The sequence below is a fragment of the Pseudomonas sp. MNR3A genome, assembly GCF_009650575.1.
Classification (GTDB): domain Bacteria; phylum Pseudomonadota; class Gammaproteobacteria; order Pseudomonadales; family Pseudomonadaceae; genus Aquipseudomonas; species Aquipseudomonas machongensis.
Genome location: NZ_VZZS01000040.1, coordinates 1 through 20,238 on the forward strand (window position 1 = coordinate 1; position 20,238 = coordinate 20,238).

A 20,238-nucleotide genomic window follows, 5' to 3' on the forward strand; every position below is an offset into this window, starting at 1 on the left:
AACAAGACAGTGACAGCTACAGCGCTGACTCCGAGCTCAACGCTGTACCTGTAGGAGCGGGCTTGCCCGCGAACACCGGCAAAGCCGGTGCCATACCCCCCATCAGGGAGCGTTCACCTGAGCCAAACGCGGGCTTACACAAAAGCTGATTCTCGAAACACGCCCGATTGGGCCATCGTACCCTTGGCAACGCTTCCCTGCTGACCCCTTCCAACAACAATAAAAGGTGACACCGATGTTGAAGCTGACCCAGGCGCTGTTGTGCGCCGCCGCCGTGTCCATGGCCGGGCTCGCCCAGGCTGCCGATCCTGTGATCATCAAGTTCGCCCACGTGGTGGCCGACAGTACGCCCAAGGGCCAGGGCGCGCTGATGTTCCAGAAACTGGTCGAGGCCGACCCGCAGCTCAAGGGCAAGGTCAAGGTCGAGGTCTACCCCAACTCCTCGCTGTTCGGCGATGGCAAGGAGATGGAAGCCCTGCTGCTGGGCGATGTGCAGATGCTCGCGCCGTCGCTGGCCAAGTTCGAGCACTACAACAAGCAGGTGCAGCTGTTCGACCTGCCGTTCCTGTTCAACGACCTCGCCGCCGTCGACCGCTTCCAGCAAGGCCCGCAGGGCAAGGCGCTGCTGACCTCGATGGAAGACAAGGGCATCCGTGGCCTGGCCTACTGGCACAACGGCCTCAAGCAGCTGTCGGCGAACAAAAAGGTGATCCTGCCCAAGGACGCCCGCGGCCTGAAGTTCCGCGTGCAGGCCTCCAGCGTGCTCGAGGAGCAGTTCAAGGCCATCCGCGCCAACCCGCGCAAGATGAGCTTCGCCGAGGTCTACCAGGGCCTGCAGACCGGTACCGTCAACGGCACCGAGAACACCTGGTCGAACTACGAGAGCCAGAAGGTCAACGAAGTCCAGCCGTTCTTCACCGAGACCAACCACGGCCTGATCGACTACATGGTGATCACCAACGCCAAGTTCTGGAACAGCCTGCCTGAAGACGTGCGCGGCGAGCTGCAGACGATCATGGACAAGGTCACCGTCGAGGTGAACAAGCAAGCCGAGGAACTCAACCAGGCTTCCCGGCAGAAGATCCTCGACGCCAAGACCAGCGAGATCGACCCGCTCACCGCCGAGCAGCGCGCCCAGTGGCGTGAAGCCATGCGCCCGGTGTGGGACAAGTTCTCCGACCAGATCGGCGCCGACCTGATCAAGGCTGCCGACGACGCCAACAAGCCGTCCTGATCGTCGCCCCCATCACCCATGGCCACCTGCAGCGCAGGTGGCCCGGCTTCCTTCTGTCCGGAGAATGCCCATGCACAGGATCAGACGCGTCTGGGAGCACTTCGAGGAGGGCATGATCGCCTTCCTCCTGGCAGCCATGACCTTGATCACCTTCATCTACGTGGCGCTGAACAACCTCTACACCCTGTTCTACACCCTCAGCGACCACTGGAGCTTCGCCAGCGAGCTGATGCTCGGCATCGGCGACCACCTCATGGGCTACGCCCAGGAAATGACCTGGAGCATCGCCCTGACCAAGGCGCTGTTCGGCTGGCTGATCTTCTTCGGTATTGCCTACGGCGTGCGCACCGCCGGCCACCTTGGCGTCGACGTGCTGGTGCGGCGCGCGCGCAAGCCGGTGCAACGCATCCTGGCGATGATCGCCTGCGCCTGCTGCCTGGCCTACGCCGGGTTGTTCCTGGTCGCCAGCATCAAGTGGGTGAGCGCGGTATTCGTCGCCGGCATCGGTGCCGAAGACCTCGACCGCTACGGCATCAAGATCGGCCACATCGCGCTGATCGTGCCGTTCGGCTTCGCCCTGATCATCGTGCGCTACCTGGAAATCCTCTACCGCATCTTCACCCACCGCCAGACCAGTCTGGGCCTCGCGGATGAAGCAGCGGAAGCGAGCAAACTGGCCAACCCGGGCGAGGAGTCACACTGATGACCGTTATCTGCCTGTTCCTGCTGCTGTTCGTGTTCATGTTCCTCGGCGTGCCGATCGCCATTTCCCTCGGCCTGTCGGGCGCGGTGTCGATCCTGCTGTTCAGCCAGGATTCGCTCAGCTCGCTGGCGATCAAGCTGTTCGAAACCTCCGACAGCTACACCTTCCTGGCGATCCCGTTCTTCCTGCTGTCGGGCGCGTTCATGACCACCGGTGGCGTCGCCCAACGTCTGATCGACTTCGCCAACGCCTGCGTCGGCCACATCCGCGGTGGCCTGGCCATTGCCGCAGTGCTGGCATGCATGCTGTTCGCCGCGCTGTCCGGCTCCTCGCCTGCCACCGTCGCCGCAGTCGGCTCCATCGCCGTGGCCGGCATGGTGCGCTCGGGCTATCCGAAGGAGTTCGGCGCCGGGATCATCTGCAACGCCGGCACCCTCGGCATCCTCATTCCGCCATCGATCGTCATGGTGGTGTACTCGGCCGCCACCGAAACCTCGGTCGGCAAGCTGTTCATGGCCGGTGTGATACCCGGGATCCTGCTGGGCGTCTTCCTGATGGTGACCATCTACATCGTCGCCCGCATCAAGAAACTCCCCGCCCAGCCGCGTGCCAGCTTCGCCGAATGGCTGCGCACCGCCCGCCGGGCGTTCTGGGGCCTGTTGCTGCTGGTGATCATCCTCGGCGGCATCTACAGCGGCATGTTCACCCCCACCGAAGCCGCGGCCGTGGCGGCGGTGTACTCGGCGTTCATCGCGCTGTTCGTCTACAAGGACATGAGCTTCAGGGACTGCCCCAAGGTGCTGCTCGAGTCCGGCCGCCTGACCATCATGCTGCTGTTCATCATCGCCAACGCCATGCTCTTCGCCCACGTGCTGACCACCGAGCAGATTCCCCAGCAGATCACCCAGTGGGTGCTCTCCGAAGGCCTGACGCCGATCGGCTTCCTGATCATGGTCAACGTGGTGCTGCTGGTGGCGGGGAGCTTCATGGAGCCCTCGGCGATCATCCTGATCCTGGCGCCGATCTTCTTCCCGATCGCGATGAAGCTGGGCATCGACCCGATTCACCTGGGGATCGTGATGGTGGTGAACATGGAGATCGGCCTGGTGCATCCGCCGGTGGGGCTGAACCTGTTCGTGACCAGCGCGGTGACTGGGTTGACGCTGGGGCAGACGATTCGTGCGGCGTTGCCGTGGTTGTCGATTCTGTTGTTGTTCCTGGTGTTGGTGACGTATGTGCCGTTTATTTCGCTGGCGTTGCCGGAGTGGTTGGGGATGCCGTAGGGGGCGCGTTTGGCGCCACTGAAAGGTTCAAGAGCTGAAAGCCCGCCCACGGCTGGTGGGGGCGGGCTCTCTGCATGCCAGTCAGAACCTTGGGGGCAGCTGTCTTGCTCAAAATCTAAAGACCAGCCCAAGCCCTGGACTGCCCCCAAGGGTTGGATTGGTGTCCAACTTCTTGGGGGCAGCCCATCCTGTGGGAGCGGCGGTTCGGCGCCCCGACTTGTCCCGCGATCACCGGCGAAGCCGGTGCCATCCCACAGAAATCCTTTCCAGCTCCACCGCAATCTCAGTCATACAGCCACGGCTTGAGCTCGCTCAGATTACCGATGACCACCTGTTGCGCCTCGGCCTTGGGCTCGAGGTTCTTCGGGTCGATCTGGTAGCGCTGCAGCACATACTTGACCAACGCCTGGCGCGTCGGAATCTCCAGACGCCCATCGATCATCCCGTAGTCGCGCTGGATGATCGCCTTCTGTGCCTCGTCCAGCCGCGGATCGGGTTGCAGGATCACCGCAATCTCGCTGTTCCACACCTCATCACCTTCTGCGCCATTGTCATTGCTCTCCAGCAGGTCCGGTGTCCCGCGAATCCGGCTCAGCACGAAGTCGCGGTACGCCGCGTTCTTCTCGCAATAGGCGCGCACGTGCCAGCGCATTCCCGTGTAGACCAGCGTATGCGGCTCGATCACCCGTACTTCCGGCTCAGGGTTGGCCAGCGACACGTACTCGATTTCAAGCCGCAGCTTGTCGCGGCAGGCCTTGAGCAGCGGTCGCAGGATCTCGGGCTGGATGCTCCGGTCAGGCACTTGCAGCACCAGGGTATGGGCGTACGCCAGCTTCAGCCCTTCGATATGAGGCGCACGCTCATTGTTCTGGGCCAGCAGGTCCAGATAGGCGCTGGCGCTGAGGTCGATGAAGCGCGGATTGAAGGTCTTGCTCGGCACATAGCCCTTGAGCTGCTTGTCATATGTCAAGTTTCTTGACGCATGCTCGCTGATGTAGGTGTTGATGTCCTTCGACGCCTGCTGGCGACTGATGCCGAAGCTCTGCATCAGATGGCCCGTGGTCAGCCGGCCTTCCCACCAGACAATGGTCTCGATCAACCGATAGCGAAGCGCCAGGTCCCAGCGAATCTGGGCGATGGATTGTTTGCGTTTCATGAGCCCCCCATGTGTGCGGATACTTTACCTGTATGAGTCAACACTATGGACCTGTCGTGCAACTCTACATATCGTTTGTCTGGCATGAAGGCACATCGCCGCATAGGGAGATAGACACATGGGTACTTACGATTGGGTTGCACTCGGCGCACTGACAATGATCGGCATCATCCTGCTGGTGATGCTGTTGCAGTACATCAAGCTGCGGGATCTGTGGGAGGGGTTGAGTCGGTGCCGGGAGGCGCTGCGCTGGGCGCGGATTTTCGAGAGTGAGAACAAGGAGCTGAAGCGGACGTTGGTGGCGGAGAGGAAGCGGGTCAGGGAGTTGCAGGGGTTGTTGGAGGGCGTGTCCAAGAAGGCGGGAGTGCAGTGATGCAGGGCTACATGGCTACATGGCTAGAAAGCCCGGAAGCACAAGGCCGGTGTTCGGAATGCTACCAAAGAGACCTTGAATAACGGTGAAGGCATTTTGATAGTATTGGGCTCTTTCGAACAGTGTTCATAAACAGGATCTCCCGCGCGAGCGAATACCGCAGCCGGGCCGCGTCAGGAATGGAATGATGACTCTACTCGATTTTTTGAACGCCAAGACCTACTCCGGCGCGGGCAAGATCTACGTATCGCCCGATATCCCGAAAAAACTCTTGAGCAACGCCGTCTCGGCCTACGCCCCTCATGTCGACCCGAGCGAGGTGTTGGTTCTCATCGATGACACGGTATTCGGTAGCGGTAAAGACGGGGCTCTGGTGACCGCAGACGAGTTGGTGGTCAAGGAAATTTTCACCGACCCAGCGGTGTACCCATTCGACCGCATGCAAGCCATCAGCGGTCAGGGCAACAAGGTTTATGCCGGCAAAAAGGCGATCATGACCTTGAACGTACCTGCCAAGGAAGACGTTCAAGTTTTCTTCACGCTGTTGGGAAAATGGGCCGCTGGGCGTGATCAAGCTGGTGCTGTACCTGATGCACCAGCCAGTGCTGGCACAACAGCTGTGGGTAGTGAGCTGACTGACGAGCAGGTCGAGCAGCTTGCAGAAGCGATACTGGTTGCCGCCCAGCGATTGGCTCCTGAGCGTGTGTTCGTTCAGCCTCATATCCCGCCCAAGAAGCTTCAGGCAGCCTTGGCCTCCTATGGCGGGAACCTGACAGCAGACGACGTTCTGGTCCTGGTCGATGACACCCTGTTCGGCAGTGCCAAGGAAGGCCTGCTGTTGGCGCGCGAGACACTGGCGCTAAAGATGGTGTTCGATACGCCGCGTTTGTTCTTCTGGCGACACACCCAGGAACTGCATGTCGAAAAACGCGACTTGTTCGTGAACTCCAGAAAGATTGGCAGCCTGACCCAGTTGGGTAGCAAAGAGTTGACGCCGTTCCTCAACGCCATCAACCAGGCGCTGGATGCGATACGTGCCACGAGCGCCAGCCTATCGTCGCCTTCATTGCCAGTCGAGCCAGCCTCGGTAGAGCGAGTTATCGCTGAACCCAAGGCATCCCCAGTTCCTGCCATCGCCCCGGTATCCAGGCTCCCCGTTGAAGTCGAAGACACTCGCGTTCAAGTGTTGGAGAGTTTGGACCAGCCAGACAAGCCAGGCAGCAAGGACAAGATCTTGGGCTATGTCGCCAGTGCGATCGAACAGAACAAGTCGAAGATCATCCCCTTCCTCAAGGAGAAGACTGGCGAGGCCTCGCTGGCGGCGATTCGCGATGATGCAAACGTCGAGAAGCTTGCGTCCTTCTTGTATGCGTTCCTGCCCGGTGTTGTGCGCCTGGCATTGAAGGAGCAGGTATTTGTCCGCTTCATGCTCGACAACCGCGACAAGTTACTCGAAAAGCTCCTGCAGAATGAAAGCCTGTCCCGGGAGCTGCTGCTCACCAACGACGCGCGTCCACGCACGTTCGATGACGAGCTGGACGAGCTTTTGGGGGAAACCGTGCGTGTTGCGAGTGGACGCGATGTCTTGGCCAGGTTCAAAGCGCTGGACCAGACGATCCGCAAAGAGGCGGCAGGGGAGGACGATGAAATCTGGATGTACAAACTGCCGATCACCTTCCTGAACCTGATCTTGCGTCGCCTTGAAAAGTTGGAAGCGCCTGCTCAGCAGGTCGAGGCTCAGGTATTGAGTGTGCTGTCGATCATGTACGGCTTCTCGTTCCACAAGATTCCCGAACAGGCCCGCCAGGAAGAGAACGTGTTCCAGGCCTATTTCATGGGCTACATGATGCTGTGCGAACGCTATGAGCAAACGCCAGGTGCGACGGTGGACACAGAGGCCGAATGCCTGCCTGTGGCGTTGGGGCTGGCCAAGATGGTGGATAGGCAGACGCTCAACAAGATGGTCCGTCAGTTGCTGGAGAATGACTCGTCCATGCAGCAGGCGGGGTATCTGGGGTCTGAAGACATCTTGGCGCTTCTGAGGGAGGCGAATCACTTTGCGGAAAAGTGGTTTGAAGCCTTGGCCAGCAAGGTGCTGGAAGAGGAGCGGGAAATCCAGCGCAAGTGGGGTGACTTGCTCGGTTGATGTTCTGGGGTAGAACACCCGGCAAAGACTTTTCGCCACAGCCATTTACAACCTGATTCAAGGATGCGAGCCCGCTATGAAAGCACAGCACTTCATCGACGACCTTGCCGACGCCATCCAGAAAGATGCGCATCTGGATGAGGCTGCCAGAAACACCATCTACCGTAATCTGGCGCGACTCAAAGATACCAAGGTCAACCTGTTGATCACCGGGGCAACCGGATGCGGCAAGTCCTCGACGATCAATGCATTGTTCAACACCGACAAAGCCAAGGTCGGCCAGGGCGTCGACCCCGAGACCATGGAAATCGGCCGCTACGAACTGGATAACATCGTGCTGTTCGACTCCCCGGGCCTGGGCGATGGCAAGGAGGCGGATATTCGCCATGCCAGGAACATCACAGCAAAGTTGGCCGAACTCGATGAGCATGGCGAGCCACTCATCGACTTGGTGCTGGTGATTCTCGACGGTTCCAGTCGTGACCTTGGCACCTCGTTCGAACTGATCAGCCAGGTGATCATCCCCGCGCTGAACGGAGAACATAAACGCCTGCTGGTGGCCATCAACCAGGCCGACATGGCCATGAAGGGGCGTCACTGGGACAAGGGCCGAAATCAGCCTGAGCCAGAGCTGGTGAAGTTCCTCGAAGAGAAAGTGACCTCCACCAAACGACGCATCAAGGAAGCCACAGGCGTCGACGTGGAACCGATCTATTACGCAGCTGGCTACAAAGAGGCCAGCGACGCGCAGAACCCGTACAACCTGTCGAAACTGCTGTTGCACATCCTGCGTCACACCAAGGCGCAAAAACGTGCGGTGTTCATCCAGGACGTCAATGTCGATGAGCAAATGTGGAAAGACGACGACCGTCTTGAAGACTATCGCAAGGAAATCAGCATTTCGGTGCTTGAGTCCATAAGAGATGGTGCTTCGGCGGGTGCCGATCTGGGAGGTCAAGCAGGCAAGGCCATTGACCGCCTGCTGGGCGGTCGACTGGGCGGGGCGGCCGAAGCGGTAGGCAGGGTCATTGGCGGCGTTGGCGGCGCGATATTCGGCCTGTTCAAGAGCATTTTCTAGCACATCGTCAAACGAGCCGGCATAGCGCCGAGGCTCATCAAGGGAGGACCTGGATGTTCTTCACACAGTCTTTTGCGAACACGTTGAGTGCTGCGGCAGACGCGACCAAACAGATCCTCTGGCTTCAGCAAGGCAGCAATTACCGCCGCGACGACATCCGCACGAAAATCGAACAGTGTGGCCTGCTCTATCCCTTGGATGTTCTTTTGGTGGGGGGTACAGGAACCGGCAAGAGCTCCACGCTGAACGCCCTGTTTGGCAATGCCGTTGCCGGTGTAGGCGATGGTGTCGACCCTCACACACAGGCAGTCGACGCCTATCGCCTGCACAGCCACTTGCGCTTCCATGATTCAGCCGGGCTGGGCGACGGCAAGGACGCCGACTTGCGTCACAGCAAGGCGATCACCGAGCACCTCGGCCTGGTGACCAAGAACAATCCCGAGCACGGTTTCATCGACCTGGCCATGGTGATTCTGGACGGCGGCTCGAGAGACCTGGGTACAGCGTTCAGCCTGCTGGAGAAAGTAGTGCTCAAGGCCATCTCAGCCGATCGAGTGATCGTCATCATTAATCAGGCTGACATGGCCATGAAAGGCCGCCACTGGGATGAGAGGCGCAACCGACCAGAACCTGAACTGATCGCCTTCCTCGATGAAAAGGCCAAGTCTGTGCAGCGTCGCCTGCAGGAAGCCACTGGCCTGACCATCAAACAGCCGATCTGCTACAGCGCCACCTGCGGCTACAACCTGCATGCCGTGATTGACCATATCTACGAACACATACCCAGCAGCATTCGCCAGATGAAATGAGCTGCCGCATGACAGCCCATTGCACATTACTGGACGCTTGCGCACTCACTTACTGAATGGAGCGAAACCCATGGCAAACGAAAACTTCGAACACGTCTACTCCGACGATTCGTTCTGGGACAAGATCAAGAACTTCGCCAAGGCTGCTGGCGAAACGGCGCTGGAGCCTGCGCTGAAGATGTATTACTCGGCCACCGACAACGACACCCCGACCTGGGCCAAAACCACCATCTACGGCGCGCTGGGGTACTTCATCTCGCCTATCGACGTAATCCCGGATGTGACCCCGTTCATTGGTTATACCGATGATGTTGGTGTGCTCTGCGCAGCGTTGGCAGCAACCGCTGCCCATATCAAGGAGGAACATGTGACAAAGGCGAAAGAAACGTTGGCGCAGTGGTTCTCCTGAACCCGCCTCGCTAACCGCCCACGGTTACAGCAAAGATCTCAGTAGCCCTCCATAAATAACGTTGCCTCGAGATGGCGTAACGTGTACTGCTCCGGGCCAGACTGATCAACAGCAGCCAACATGGCTCGGCCCAGCGCATTGGCGTCAAGCTGGGCCGCCCAGCATCTGTAAGCGTTGCGCCAGGCAAGGTAAGTGGCCCGAGGGCGTGAACCGCCCCGACCAGCGACCCGCCCCAGTGCCGGATAGCGCTGGCGCAACTGGGTGATGTCTACATCTGACAAAGCGGCTTCGGCCAGAGCAAGAAATGCTGTTGCCACGCGGGAGTCATAGATCAGGAAATCTTCGGGGTAGAACACGGCATAGAGTTTGGTCCAGGCGCTGTTCATCGCGGCAATCTGTGTGCGGTTACGAAGTTTAGCCAGGCGTAGGTTATCGATGACTACCTGAGGGTCCTGGGTGGGCACACGCACGCCGCCCCATTTGCAGATATCGGTGAAAAGTTGAAGCACTGCGCTGGCATCGCGGTTCAGATCCGGGCTCAGTGAACGTGCCCTTGTGATGAAACTGTCGAGGATCTTTTCGGTGGCGGTGAAGTTGGTGGCTGGATTTGGCCAGAAGTAAGCGTCCAAGCGAGCCTTGAAGCCAAATGCGGGTTTCGCGGGGTGAAGTGCGCGGCGTTTGCGGTCGAGGATTTGAAACGGGGTCTGGATCAGGTGATCAAGCAAGCGGGCTTCGATGCTTTGGCCGAAGTGCGGTTTTGGTTGAGTGGGCACGGGTTGGGTGGATTCGGCTTGGTCGAGGGTTTCTTCCTGCTCGTTCAGGCCTAGTACCTCGTAGAGGCCTTTGGCGATGCGTTTGTATTGTGGTGCTTTGCCCGCATTGACCCAATGCCCCGTATTTTGGGCTGCGTTGGCCAGTTGTGTGCGGATGTAGTCTTTTTTGTAGAAGTTGAAGCCTACTCGGTAGTACTCGGCGTTTCCGTTTGCGGTTTGGCGGATGACGTGGCGATCGGCAGTGAGGAGATCTTTGGCTCGGAGAGGGTGGGGTAGGGCTCCCTCCTGGATTTCAAGGATGATTGAGTCGTGGAGGGGCATGGGGTGGTCCTGGTGTGTCTGATGTGGGGCCGGGGTAATTTGAAACAAGTCGGTATCTATCTGTTTCTTCAAGTTATTAATGTGTTGGTCAACATGCTTGGAATACCAGTTGGAACGCTGCGTGATCTGGATTCCGATGGACGGTGCTTTTTGAGCTTCGCCGCCAAAAACGGATGGGGATCGAATCTATCAAGCAAATGGTCGCGCTGTTGATTGTTGCCCCTGCTCATACGATGTCTCCACTCGCAGGCACATTCACTGCTGCAATACCAACTCCACATCTGCGATCAGCCCCCACGCTCGACCCGCAGGCACCGTTACCGGGTCAGCTTTCGGTCAGCGTCAACACAGACGAGGAGCTTATCCCAAGTGCCTTCAGCTGCGTGGTGTCGGTGATGTCTCAGGAGACATCGTCAAAACGAAGATCGGCACCGGAAATGATCTTTTGAGACCATCTCCTCTGGATACACTCGCCCAGGATTACGACGTGAACAAACGTGGGGCTGCGTACGAAATCTCGAGCTACCCTCCGCCCACCCTCAGAGGGCAGATCCTTACGCTGGCAGGGGAGGAGCAAGAGAAGCACTATCGGCATTCATCCACACGGCAGGCGGCTTCACGGCGTCACCAAGCCGCAAAAGTCAACGTGTTTTTGTGGGTATGTTATTGATTGTAGGGTACAAAGAGAGCCCACGACAGTATATCTAATTGAAGGGAGCACATAGAATGAGCATCGTTGTGCCAACGTCGACTCGACACGCACATAAAACGATTCAGGTCAGGTCCGAATGCTATGGACTGACCGTGTAAACCGCATTGAAACAGGATAAGCAGTATGACCAGTGCCCAACAACGTTCCGCCCTGCAACGTCAGATCTGGGCGATTGCCAATGACGTGCGTGGCGCCGTCGATGGCTGGGACTTCAAGCAGTATGTGCTTGGCACCCTGTTCTACCGCTTCATCAGCGAGAACTTCGTCGACTACATCACCGGTGGCGACAGCGCGGTTGATTACGCGGCGATGGAGGATGATGACCCGCTGATCGCCGCCGCCAAAGATGACGCCATCAGGACCAAAGGCTATTTCATCGCCCCCAGCCAGCTGTTCAGCAACGTGGCCGCCAAGGCCAGCAGCAACGACAGCCTGAATACCGATCTGGCGCGCATCTTTGCCGCTATTGAGAGCTCGGCTAACGGCTACGCCTCCGAGCAGGACATCAAGGGCCTGTTCGCCGATTTCGATACCACCAGCAACCGCTTGGGCAATACCGTCGCCGACAAGAACAAGCGCTTGACGGACGTGCTTAAGGGAGTGAGCAAGCTGGAGTTCGGCAGCTTCGATGCCAGTCACATCGATCTGTTCGGCGACGCCTATGAGTTCCTTATCTCCAATTACGCGGCCAATGCCGGCAAATCCGGGGGCGAATTCTTTACCCCGCAGCATGTGTCCAAACTGATCGCACAGTTGGCGATGCACAAGCAGACCAGCGTCAACAAAATCTATGACCCGGCGTGCGGTTCTGGCTCGCTGCTGCTGCAGGCGAAAAAGCATTTCGACGCCCATATCATCGAGGATGGGTTCTTCGGCCAAGAGGTGAACCATACCACCTACAACCTGGCGCGGATGAACATGTTTTTGCACAACATCAACTATGACAAGTTCAACATCCAGCTCGGCGACACGCTGCGCGCCCCGCATTTCGGGGACGACAAACCCTTCGACGCCATCGTCTCCAATCCGCCGTATTCGGTGAAGTGGATCGGCAGCGACGACCCTACGCTGATCAACGACGACCGCTTTGCCCCGGCCGGTGTGCTGGCGCCCAAGTCCAAGGCGGACTTTGCCTTCGTGCTGCATGCCCTGAGTTACCTTTCAGGCAAGGGGCGCGCGGCTATTGTCTGCTTCCCCGGCATCTTTTACCGCAGTGGCGCCGAGCAGAAGATCCGTCAATACCTGGTGGACAACAATTATGTGGAGACGGTTATCTCGCTAGCGCCCAACCTGTTCTTTGGTACCACCATCGCCGTGAATATTCTGGTGCTGTCCAAGCACAAGCTGGACACCACTACTCAGTTCATCGATGCCAGCGCGTTGTTCAAGAAAGGCACCAACAACAACCTGCTTGAAGACGCGCATATCGAGCAGATCATGCAGGTTTTCGACAGCAAAGCGAAAGTGGAGCACTTCGCGCAATCGGTGCCGCTGGATAAAGTGGTCAGCAACAATTACAACCTGTCGGTCAGCAGCTACGTCGAGGCTAGGGACACCCGCGAGGTCGTGAATATTGCCCAGCTCAATACCGAGTTGAAAACCACTGTTTCCCGAATTGCCGAGCTGCGGATTGAGATCGACGCCATTGTAGCTGAGATCGAAGGTGAGGAGTTGGGAGCATGACGCAGAATGGCTTTTTGGAAAGACTGCTGGATGGCGTTGCTGTTTCATGGTTGCCGCTCGGGCAACTTACGAGCTATGAACAGCCAACCAAATATTTGGTGGCGGCAACAAACTACAGTGACGAATTCAAGACTCCTGTGCTCACGGCTGGAAAGACATTCATTCTAGGCTATACAGACGAAACTGAAGGGGTCTACAAAGCCTCTGAAAATTCTGTCATTATTTTCGATGATTTCACGACAGCTATTAAGTGGGTGGATTTTGATTTCAAGGCCAAATCTTCGGCGATGAAGATGGTCACATCAAGTGACGAAGGTAGGGTGCTGCTTAAATATATTTTTTATTGGTTGAAAACATTGCCAAGCGAATTGGTTGATGGCGACCACAAGCGTCAATGGATTGGGAACTATGCGAATAAACAAGTCCCCATTCCCTGTCCGGACGACCGCAAGAAATCGCTGGAAATTCAGGCGGAAATCGTTCGCATACTGGACACCTTTACTGAAACTACCGCCGAGCTTACCGCTGAGCTTGGCGCCGAGCTTAGGGCCCGAAAAAACCAATACGATTACTATCGCGATAAGTTGTTGAGCTTTGAAGGTGGGGAGGTGGAGTGGAAGGCATTGGGAGATATTGGCGAATTCATTCGTGGGAGGCGATTTACCAAGGCTGATTACGTTGAGGAGGGTGTTAGCGTTATCCACTACGGCGAAATCTATACCCGTTACGGAGTGTGGTCGGATCATGCGTTTTCAAAGGTGCGTTCCGAGATGGCGGATTTTCTGCGTTATGCTGAGCCGGGGGATGTGGTACTAACCGATGTTGGTGAAACTGTTGCGGATGTTGGTAAAGCAGTCGCATGGCTTGGGGGTGGAAAGGTTGCGATTCACGATCACTGTTATGCGTTTCGGCACTCAATGAATCCAAAATTTGTTTCTTACTGTATGCAGACGCAGTCTTTCATAGCCAAGAAAGCAAGGCATGTGGCTAGAGCCAAGGTCAATACTCTGCTGATCAATGGATTTTCACGGGTTGAAATCCCGGTGCCGTTCCCTGGAGACCCCGAAAAGTCACTTGCAGAACAGGCCCGCATCGTCGCCATACTCGACAAATTCGATCTCCTTACTAACGCCATCAGCGAATGTCTGCCTCGGGAGATCGCGCTGCGTCAGAAGCAATACGAGCACTACCGAGAGCACCTGTTGAGCTTCTCCAAGTCGGAAAAAGCGGAGGCCTGAAATGAGCAAGACGCTCACCGAGATTGCTGAGCAGTTAAGGAGCACCAACAAGAAGGTACAGCTGATTTACGCCTTCAACGGCACGGGCAAGACGCGCCTGTCGCGCGCATTCAAGCAACTGATTGCCCCGAAACCTAATAGAGGCGAAGACGGTAGTGAGGCGAGCCAATCAGGGCTGTCGCGTAATAAAATTCTATACTACAACGCCTTTACCGAAGACCTGTTCTATTGGGACAACGACTTGACGGGAGACGCCGAGCCCAAGCTTAAAATCCAACCCAATACCTTCACGGATTGGGTGCTGATGGATCAGGGGCAGGATCGTAATGTCATTACTACTTTTCAGCGTTATACAAATGATAAACTCACGCCGCGTTTTAATGCAGAACAAAAGGAAGAGAAAACAGGCGAAGTCACCCTCAGAGCATTTTCGGAGGTGACTTTTTCTCTGGAGCGTGGTAATGACGAGCGTTCGGGTAATCTGAAAATATCCAAGGGTGAAGAAAGTAATTTCATCTGGAGTATGTTCTATACGCTACTCGAACAGGTGATTGGCGTGCTTAACGTTGCTGAGCCAGCTGATCGCGAAACTGATCAATTTAACATGTTAGAGTATGTATTTATTGATGATCCAGTCAGCTCGCTGGATGAAAATCATTTGATTCAGTTGGCGGTCAATTTAGGGCAGCTGATAAGTTCGAGTGCGTCGGATGTCAAATTCGTCGTCTCTACGCACAGCGCCCTATTCTATAACGTGCTTTACAATGAGGTAGGAGCCAAGAGCGGCTACATCCTCAGTGGTTTAGATGACGGTACCTTTGTATATGAGGAAAAGAAGGGCGACTCGAATAAGAGCTTTTCATACCATCTGCATATTAAATCGCTAATCGAGCAGGCAATCGCCAGCAACAATGTGCAACGCTATCATTTTGCATTGCTACGTAATTTGTATGAAAAGACCGCTAACTTCCTAGGTTATCAAAGATGGTCTGAGCTTCTGCCGGAGGATAGAAAAGCCTACGCGACTCGGGTGATGAATTTCTATCCGCATAACACTTTGTCCAACGAGGAAATTGCAGAGCCGACACCGCCCGAGAAAGAGATGGTTGGCTTATTGCTTAGAAACTTGGATACTTTTGGCTACTGGCAGCAGGGCCGGGGGAATGGTTAATGGGTGCATTATGTTGACTGGGATCGGTTTTTCTCTCGTTAGCATCGAAGGCATGACCAGCATCGCCCACCTCCGCGATTACCGACAGGCCTTGGCTAACATCAAGCAGCGCGTTCGAAGCTCGCAGAGACCCGAGCAGTGCTGACGGTGAATGCCGAGCTGCTGACAGCCGACCACTGGCTGATCCCGTGTAAGAACAAGGAAAAACTGGATTTGGAAGACGCGATGCGCGATATCCATGACCCCAGGGGCGTCAGCTCATTCATCACCAAGGTCACTCCACAGGCCGTGCAGTTGCGAATGCCGACGGTGGAGGAAATCAAAAGCGAACCCGCACAGAGGCATGGGGAGCCCCCAAGTAATGACTGACTACAAGACCATCGCCGAGTCCAACACCTTCATCGTGCTCGACGGGTACGCCAGAGAATGGAAAGCTGCCGAGAGTTACCAGAGTGAAGGCGACCTGGAGCGTGAGTTCATCCAAGATCTAGTCAATCAGGGCTATGAGCATTCCACCGGACTGAAGACGATGCCGGCACTACTGGCCAATGTGCGGACTCAGTTGCAGGCGCTGAATAGCATCGATTTTTCCGACGGTGAGTGGGCGCGCTTCGTTGAAAACTGGCTGGATAAGCCTAGCGACAGCATCGTCGACAAGACCCGTAAGGTTCACGACGATCATGTGCACGACTTCGTGTTCGATGACGGGCGTATTCAGAATATCTATTTGCTGGACAAGAAGAACCTGGCCCGTAACAAGGTGCAGGTCATTAAGCAGTTCGAGCAGGCGGGAAGCCACGCCAACCGCTATGACGTTACGATTCTGATTAACGGCCTGCCACTGGTGCAGGTGGAGTTGAAGAAGCGTGGCGTGGCGATCCGCGAAGCCTTCAATCAGGTGCACCGCTATAGCAAGGAGAGCTTCAACACCGAGCATTCGCTGTTCAGGTATCTACAGATGTTCGTGATCTCGAATGGCACCGATACGCGCTATTTCGCTAACACCACTCAGCGCAACAAGCACAGTTTCGACTTCACCATGAACTGGGCGCAAGCCGACAACAGCCCGATCAAGGATCTGAAGGATTTCACCGCGACCTTCTTCCAGAAGCGCACTCTGCTCGATGTACTGCTCAACTATTCGGTGTTTGACGTCAGCAACACCCTGCTGGTGATGCGCCCGTATCAGATTGCCGCTGCAGAGCGCATCCTGTGGAAGATCCGCAGTGCCTGGCAAGCCAAGCGTTGGAATAGCACCGAGGGTGGCGGTTATATTTGGCACACTACCGGCTCGGGTAAGACGCTAACCAGTTTCAAGGCTGCGCGCCTGGCCACCGAGCTGGAGTTTATCGACAAAGTATTCTTTGTGGTGGATCGCAAAGATCTGGATTACCAAACTATAAAAGAGTACCAGCGTTTTTCACCCGATAGCGTCAATGGCTCGGAGAGTACGGCTGGTCTCAAGCGCAACCTGGATAAGGACGACAACAAGATCATCGTCACCACCATCCAGAAGCTCAACAACCTGATGAAAAGCGAAGGCGATCTGCCGGTGTTCCACCAGCAGGTGGTTTTCATTTTTGACGAGTGCCACCGCAGCCAATTTGGCGAGGCACAGAAGAACCTGAAGAAGAAGTTTAAGCGCTTCTATCAATTCGGCTTCACCGGCACGCCGATCTTCCCAAAAAATGCGCTTGGCGCTGATACAACCGCCAGTGTGTTTGGTCGCGAGCTGCATTCCTATGTAATCACCGATGCCATCCGTGACGAGAAGGTGCTCAAGTTCAAGGTGGACTACAACGATGTCCGTCCACAGTTCAAGGCTTTGGAAGCCGAGCAGGACGAGGCGAAGCTAAGCGCCGCGGAGAACCGCCAGGCGTTGCTCCACCCCACGCGCATCAGAGAAATCTCCCAGTATCTGCTCACGCATTTTCGCCAAAAGACCCATCGTTTAAAGGGAGCAAACAAGGGCTTCAATGCCATGTTCGCGGTGAGCAGCGTCGATGCCGCCAAGTCTTATTACGAGGCGCTGCAGAAGCTGCAGGAAGGCACCGAAAAGCCGCTTCGCATCGCCACCATCTTCTCCTTCACCCCGAATGAAGAGCAGGACGCCGTTGGCGACATCGTCGATGAAAGCTTTGAAGTGTCGGCGATGGATAGCACCGCTAAAGAGTTCCTGAACGCGGTGATTGCCGATTATAACGCTTTGTTCAAAAGCAATTTTGGCGTGGACAGCAAGGGCTTCCAGAACTACTACCGCGATCTGGCCAAGCGCGTGAAAGATCAGGACATCGACCTGTTGATCGTGGTCGGCATGTTCTTGACTGGCTTCGATGCGCCAACGCTGAACACACTGTTCGTCGACAAAAACCTGCGCTATCACGGCCTAATCCAGGCCTATTCACGCACCAATCGTATATTCGATGCCACCAAGACTTTTGGCAATATCGTTACCTTCCGTGATTTGGAGCAGGCTACGGTCGACGCCATCACGCTGTTCGGCGACAAGAACACGCGCAACGTGGTTCTGGAAAAAAGTTACAAGGAGTACATGGAGGGTTTCTCCGACACGCTGACCGGTGAGGCGCGGCGTGGGTTCATGGATGTGGTGACGGAGCTGGAGCAACGTTTTCCTGACCCGGCCAACATCATCAAGGAATCGGAGAAGAAAGCTTTCGCTAAGTTATTCGGCGAATACCTACGCGTAGAAAACGTGCTGCAGAACTACGACGAGTTTGCGGCGCTGAAGGCGCTGCAAGCGGTCGATATCAGCGACCCGCAAGCCGTGGAAGCATTTAAGCTCGAACACCACCTGGATGACGAGAAGCTAGCCGAGCTGCAGACCATTCGCCTACCTGCTGAGCGCAAGGTGCAGGACTATCGCTCCACCTATAATGACATCCGTGATTGGCTGAGACGCGAGAAAGCGGGTAACGAAGCAAGCGAGTCCACTATCGACTGGGACGATGTGGTGTTCGAGGTGGACCTGCTCAAGTCCCAGGAAATCAACCTGGATTACATCCTTGAGCTGATCTTCGAAAAGAACAAGAAGGTCAAGGACAAGGCGGCACTGGTTGAGGAGATGCGCCGAGTGATTCGCGCCAGCCTGGGAAATCGCGCCAAAGAAAGCTTGGTTGTGGACTTCATCAACCAGACCGATCTGGACCGGATTGATGACAAAGCTAGCGTAATCGAGGCTTTTTTCACTTTCGCTCGATCAGAACAGCGGCGCGAGGTGCAAGAGCTGATCAGCGATGAAGAGCTGAATCAAGTGGCAGCAAAACACTACATTGCCATTTCACTAAAGCGAGAGTTTGCAAGCGATAATGGAACTGAGCTCAGTTCCGTTTTACCTAAAATGAGTCCACTTAATCCGGCTTATTTGGCAAAAAAACAAAGTGTCTTTAACAAAATTGCTATGTTTGTCGATAAGTATAAGGGTGTTGGAGGGCAAATTTAATGGGCGATCTGTTAGCGTTCCCAATGCTAGTATATTGAGTTCTGGAGTGACTGTCATAGCACGCCTATTATTGGCCTCTAGGCCGTCGCGAGTTCCCTATTCGTCTTCACAGACCTATTGAGGACTTCGAAGAACGCCAGCTTGGCGAGGGTGACTGCCTTAGCTCCTAGCGACAACGGCGGGGTTTGTGGCAGCGCAACAGCTGCGTCGAGCTTGGCAGCTTAGGCGCGGCCTTGCCGCCCTGAACAAAGGTCGCTATGGGGGGCGATAGCAGGCTGTCTCACTTAGAGATTGAAAACCCATGTTTTTTCTAGTCGACGAGCGAGCAGCCTCACGGTAAGCAGGTAATAATAGCGTGTTGCATCGCTGCGTCGATTTAGGCGATGTTCGAGAAACCAAGTCACATGTTTTCGCCGCCAATCCCAGGGCGTATCTCGCTGCCAGCGTTGTTCGATTTCAGCTTGGATATTTTTAGCCTGTCGTAAATGGCGTTGCCGTGTTGCATGCGACCCGGTCAACACGCCAGCCAAGAACAGCTCCATATCGAATGGCTTATTCATGACCTTCCCCCGATATAGGCAGCCACCACATCGATCCGACCGTGCCCAAGCTCATAGCTGATCTGCCTCCGGGCCTCACGATCAAGGTTTATATCTACCTGGCATAAGTTGCCGCCATTGATAGGCGCACGGTGTTGGGTGATTTGCTCATAGCGCTCACAAGCGTATGCCGCTCGTAGCTCATGGAAGCCTTTGAGATTGTGTGTATGCAGGATGTCCCGCGCAGGGCGGATGATTTGTTGGAGAAGACTCAGGTAGCTTTCGTGTGGCGCAACCAGGTTGCGACTACCCGCAGGCGAAATCTGGCGTGCAAACTTAAGTGCATCTCGAACTTGGCCGTCCACCGCAATCCAACGCGGTGCCGAGGCATCAGCGCGGCCGCCCTTAGTGCCATCCTGAATGTTAATCCTACCTAGATCGTTAGCTTCACGGCTTAGCCGTGGCAGGTCAGCCAAGATGGCCTCACGCAAGCGCATGCCGGTGGCTCGCGCCAGCATGATGATCGCTGCGACCCGTCTCTGGTCAAGGCTGCAAAGCGCATCGACGATCTGCTTCACCTGTTCGCGGTCTTGGCCCTGCGGCACCGACTGGCGAACCCCAGTGCGTTGCATACCCAACGCCTTGCCTGGACTTGGCAACTTCACGTACTGATCACCGCGAAGCGCCGTCATGGTCCTGTTAACGCTGGATAGCCGATTTTGTGCAGTGCTAACGGCGAGACCGCCGCGCCTAATCAGGTCGCGCAGATACGCCGCATAGTCGGCCAATATCTTCTGATCAATCTGCCGCGCATCATTGATACCGGGCCCCTGTTCGGAGCGGCACCATTTCACGAATGCCTGCCACCGATCACTGTGCGCCTTGACCGTGCCGTAGTGGCCTCCGCCAAACATGTCTTTCAACGCCTGCGGCCCTGCATAGCTCAGTTGCCTGCCGTAGCCGAAATTACGGCCATTGCGTCTACCCACCAATGCCATGTCGAATCACCTCATCGCCTGGTCTCCGATCCTAGCCCCACGTCATCCCGCCAAGAATGTTGAGTGTTATCAGGGATCAAGGCCCCTGCGACCTGTGGGGATGTCCTCTAGCGCGGGACTGGCGGCTCCTTACGTCCGGGAGCAAGGGCATC

General features: G+C 56.2%; 17 protein-coding genes. 13 read left to right on the forward strand and 4 right to left on the reverse strand.

Annotated features, from left to right (window positions below; genetic code table 11):
- Window positions 1–235: 235 nt before the first annotated feature.
- From F6X62_RS24180 to dctM, 3 genes are all read left to right on the forward strand, one after another.
- Entirely contained in the window at window positions 236–1,234 is a 999-nt protein-coding gene (locus tag F6X62_RS24180; RefSeq protein WP_125931392.1) for a TRAP transporter substrate-binding protein, read from the forward strand.
- 70 nt (window positions 1,235–1,304) lie between these two features.
- On the forward strand, window positions 1,305–1,937 hold the full coding sequence (locus tag F6X62_RS24185) for a TRAP transporter small permease (protein ID WP_153774938.1): 633 nt from the start codon (window positions 1,305–1,307) through the stop codon (window positions 1,935–1,937).
- On the forward strand, window positions 1,937–3,220 hold the full coding sequence (dctM, locus tag F6X62_RS24190) for a C4-dicarboxylate TRAP transporter large permease protein DctM (RefSeq protein ID WP_054895247.1): 1,284 nt from the start codon (window positions 1,937–1,939) through the stop codon (window positions 3,218–3,220). The genes F6X62_RS24185 and dctM overlap by 1 nt, the downstream gene beginning before the upstream one ends.
- Before the next feature lie 283 nt (window positions 3,221–3,503).
- Here the strand turns inward: dctM and F6X62_RS24195 are convergent, their stop codons facing one another.
- Window positions 3,504–4,376 carry a YafY family protein gene (locus F6X62_RS24195; RefSeq protein WP_153774939.1) on the reverse strand — a complete coding sequence of 291 codons (873 nt, stop codon included), beginning with the start codon at window positions 4,374–4,376 and terminating at the stop codon, window positions 3,504–3,506.
- Between the two features lie 118 nt (window positions 4,377–4,494).
- On the opposite strand from F6X62_RS24195, the gene F6X62_RS24200 reads away from it, so the two are divergent.
- The 5 genes from F6X62_RS24200 (at window position 4,495) to F6X62_RS24220 (ending at window position 9,191) form a co-directional block, all read left to right on the forward strand.
- Window positions 4,495–4,749: a hypothetical protein gene (locus F6X62_RS24200; RefSeq protein WP_153774940.1), complete on the forward strand. Its 255-nt coding sequence runs from the start codon at window positions 4,495–4,497 to the stop codon at window positions 4,747–4,749.
- Window positions 4,750–4,933: 184 nt separating this feature from the next.
- Window positions 4,934–6,895: a hypothetical protein gene (locus F6X62_RS24205; RefSeq protein ID WP_153774941.1), complete on the forward strand. Its 1,962-nt coding sequence runs from the start codon at window positions 4,934–4,936 to the stop codon at window positions 6,893–6,895.
- Between the two features lie 76 nt (window positions 6,896–6,971).
- Window positions 6,972–7,973 (forward strand): GTPase family protein, encoded by a 1,002-nt coding sequence (locus F6X62_RS24210; RefSeq protein WP_153774942.1) that lies wholly within the window; start codon window positions 6,972–6,974, stop codon window positions 7,971–7,973.
- Between the two features lie 53 nt (window positions 7,974–8,026).
- Window positions 8,027–8,782 carry a GTPase family protein gene (locus tag F6X62_RS24215; RefSeq protein ID WP_153774943.1) on the forward strand — a complete coding sequence of 252 codons (756 nt, stop codon included), beginning with the start codon at window positions 8,027–8,029 and terminating at the stop codon, window positions 8,780–8,782.
- Between the two features lie 70 nt (window positions 8,783–8,852).
- Window positions 8,853–9,191, forward strand: coding sequence for a YkvA family protein (locus F6X62_RS24220; protein WP_153774944.1), 339 nt, complete (start codon window positions 8,853–8,855; stop codon window positions 9,189–9,191).
- 38 nt (window positions 9,192–9,229) lie between these two features.
- Here the strand turns inward: F6X62_RS24220 and F6X62_RS24225 are convergent, their stop codons facing one another.
- A complete protein-coding gene (locus F6X62_RS24225; protein ID WP_153774945.1) occupies window positions 9,230–10,285 on the reverse strand; it encodes a hypothetical protein in 1,056 nt (351 codons plus the stop codon).
- Window positions 10,286–11,120: 835 nt separating this feature from the next.
- Between F6X62_RS24225 and F6X62_RS24230 the strand changes: the two genes are divergently transcribed.
- The 5 genes from F6X62_RS24230 to F6X62_RS24250 all read left to right on the forward strand — a co-directional run bounded on the left by F6X62_RS24230 (window position 11,121) and on the right by F6X62_RS24250 (window position 18,549).
- Window positions 11,121–12,680: a type I restriction-modification system subunit M gene (locus F6X62_RS24230; RefSeq protein WP_153774946.1), complete on the forward strand. Its 1,560-nt coding sequence runs from the start codon at window positions 11,121–11,123 to the stop codon at window positions 12,678–12,680.
- Entirely contained in the window at window positions 12,677–13,918 is a 1,242-nt protein-coding gene (locus tag F6X62_RS24235; RefSeq protein ID WP_153774947.1) for a restriction endonuclease subunit S, read from the forward strand. Before F6X62_RS24230 ends, F6X62_RS24235 begins: the two co-directional genes overlap by 4 nt.
- Window position 13,919: 1 nt before the next feature.
- Window positions 13,920–15,089 (forward strand): anticodon nuclease, encoded by a 1,170-nt coding sequence (locus F6X62_RS24240; protein WP_153774948.1) that lies wholly within the window; start codon window positions 13,920–13,922, stop codon window positions 15,087–15,089.
- A gap of 147 nt (window positions 15,090–15,236) precedes the next feature.
- Entirely contained in the window at window positions 15,237–15,458 is a 222-nt protein-coding gene (locus F6X62_RS24245) for a hypothetical protein (protein WP_153774949.1), read from the forward strand.
- Window positions 15,451–18,549, forward strand: a complete 3,099-nt coding sequence (locus tag F6X62_RS24250; protein WP_153774950.1) for a type I restriction endonuclease subunit R — start codon at window positions 15,451–15,453, stop codon at window positions 18,547–18,549. Before F6X62_RS24245 ends, F6X62_RS24250 begins: the two co-directional genes overlap by 8 nt.
- A gap of 284 nt (window positions 18,550–18,833) precedes the next feature.
- Here the strand turns inward: F6X62_RS24250 and F6X62_RS24255 are convergent, their stop codons facing one another.
- Complete coding sequence (locus tag F6X62_RS24255; RefSeq protein ID WP_153774951.1) at window positions 18,834–19,109, reverse strand: hypothetical protein; 276 nt, start codon at window positions 19,107–19,109, stop codon at window positions 18,834–18,836.
- A complete protein-coding gene (locus tag F6X62_RS24260) occupies window positions 19,106–20,086 on the reverse strand; it encodes an integrase domain-containing protein (protein WP_153774952.1) in 981 nt (326 codons plus the stop codon). The genes F6X62_RS24255 and F6X62_RS24260 overlap by 4 nt, the downstream gene beginning before the upstream one ends.
- Window positions 20,087–20,238 lie beyond the last annotated feature (152 nt).

Excerpts from the sequence above, each read along its gene's own strand:
- F6X62_RS24235 (WP_153774947.1), top strand. The coding sequence starts at position 12,677 with ATGACGCAGAATGGCTTTTTGGAAAGACTGCTGGATGGCGTTGCTGTT.
- F6X62_RS24250 (WP_153774950.1), top strand. The coding sequence starts at position 15,451 with ATGACTGACTACAAGACCATCGCCGAGTCCAACACCTTCATCGTGCTC.
- F6X62_RS24185 (WP_153774938.1), top strand. The coding sequence starts at position 1,305 with ATGCACAGGATCAGACGCGTCTGGGAGCACTTCGAGGAGGGCATGATC.
- F6X62_RS24260 (WP_153774952.1), bottom strand. The coding sequence starts at position 20,086 with ATGGCATTGGTGGGTAGACGCAATGGCCGTAATTTCGGCTACGGCAGG.
- F6X62_RS24240 (WP_153774948.1), top strand. The coding sequence starts at position 13,920 with ATGAGCAAGACGCTCACCGAGATTGCTGAGCAGTTAAGGAGCACCAAC.
- F6X62_RS24195 (WP_153774939.1), bottom strand. The coding sequence starts at position 4,376 with ATGAAACGCAAACAATCCATCGCCCAGATTCGCTGGGACCTGGCGCTT.
- F6X62_RS24230 (WP_153774946.1), top strand. The coding sequence starts at position 11,121 with ATGACCAGTGCCCAACAACGTTCCGCCCTGCAACGTCAGATCTGGGCG.
- F6X62_RS24210 (WP_153774942.1), top strand. The coding sequence starts at position 6,972 with ATGAAAGCACAGCACTTCATCGACGACCTTGCCGACGCCATCCAGAAA.
- F6X62_RS24200 (WP_153774940.1), top strand. The coding sequence starts at position 4,495 with ATGGGTACTTACGATTGGGTTGCACTCGGCGCACTGACAATGATCGGC.
- dctM (WP_054895247.1), top strand. The coding sequence starts at position 1,937 with ATGACCGTTATCTGCCTGTTCCTGCTGCTGTTCGTGTTCATGTTCCTC.
- F6X62_RS24220 (WP_153774944.1), top strand. The coding sequence starts at position 8,853 with ATGGCAAACGAAAACTTCGAACACGTCTACTCCGACGATTCGTTCTGG.
- F6X62_RS24215 (WP_153774943.1), top strand. The coding sequence starts at position 8,027 with ATGTTCTTCACACAGTCTTTTGCGAACACGTTGAGTGCTGCGGCAGAC.
- F6X62_RS24255 (WP_153774951.1), bottom strand. The coding sequence starts at position 19,109 with ATGAATAAGCCATTCGATATGGAGCTGTTCTTGGCTGGCGTGTTGACC.
- F6X62_RS24205 (WP_153774941.1), top strand. The coding sequence starts at position 4,934 with ATGATGACTCTACTCGATTTTTTGAACGCCAAGACCTACTCCGGCGCG.
- F6X62_RS24180 (WP_125931392.1), top strand. The coding sequence starts at position 236 with ATGTTGAAGCTGACCCAGGCGCTGTTGTGCGCCGCCGCCGTGTCCATG.
- F6X62_RS24225 (WP_153774945.1), bottom strand. The coding sequence starts at position 10,285 with ATGCCCCTCCACGACTCAATCATCCTTGAAATCCAGGAGGGAGCCCTA.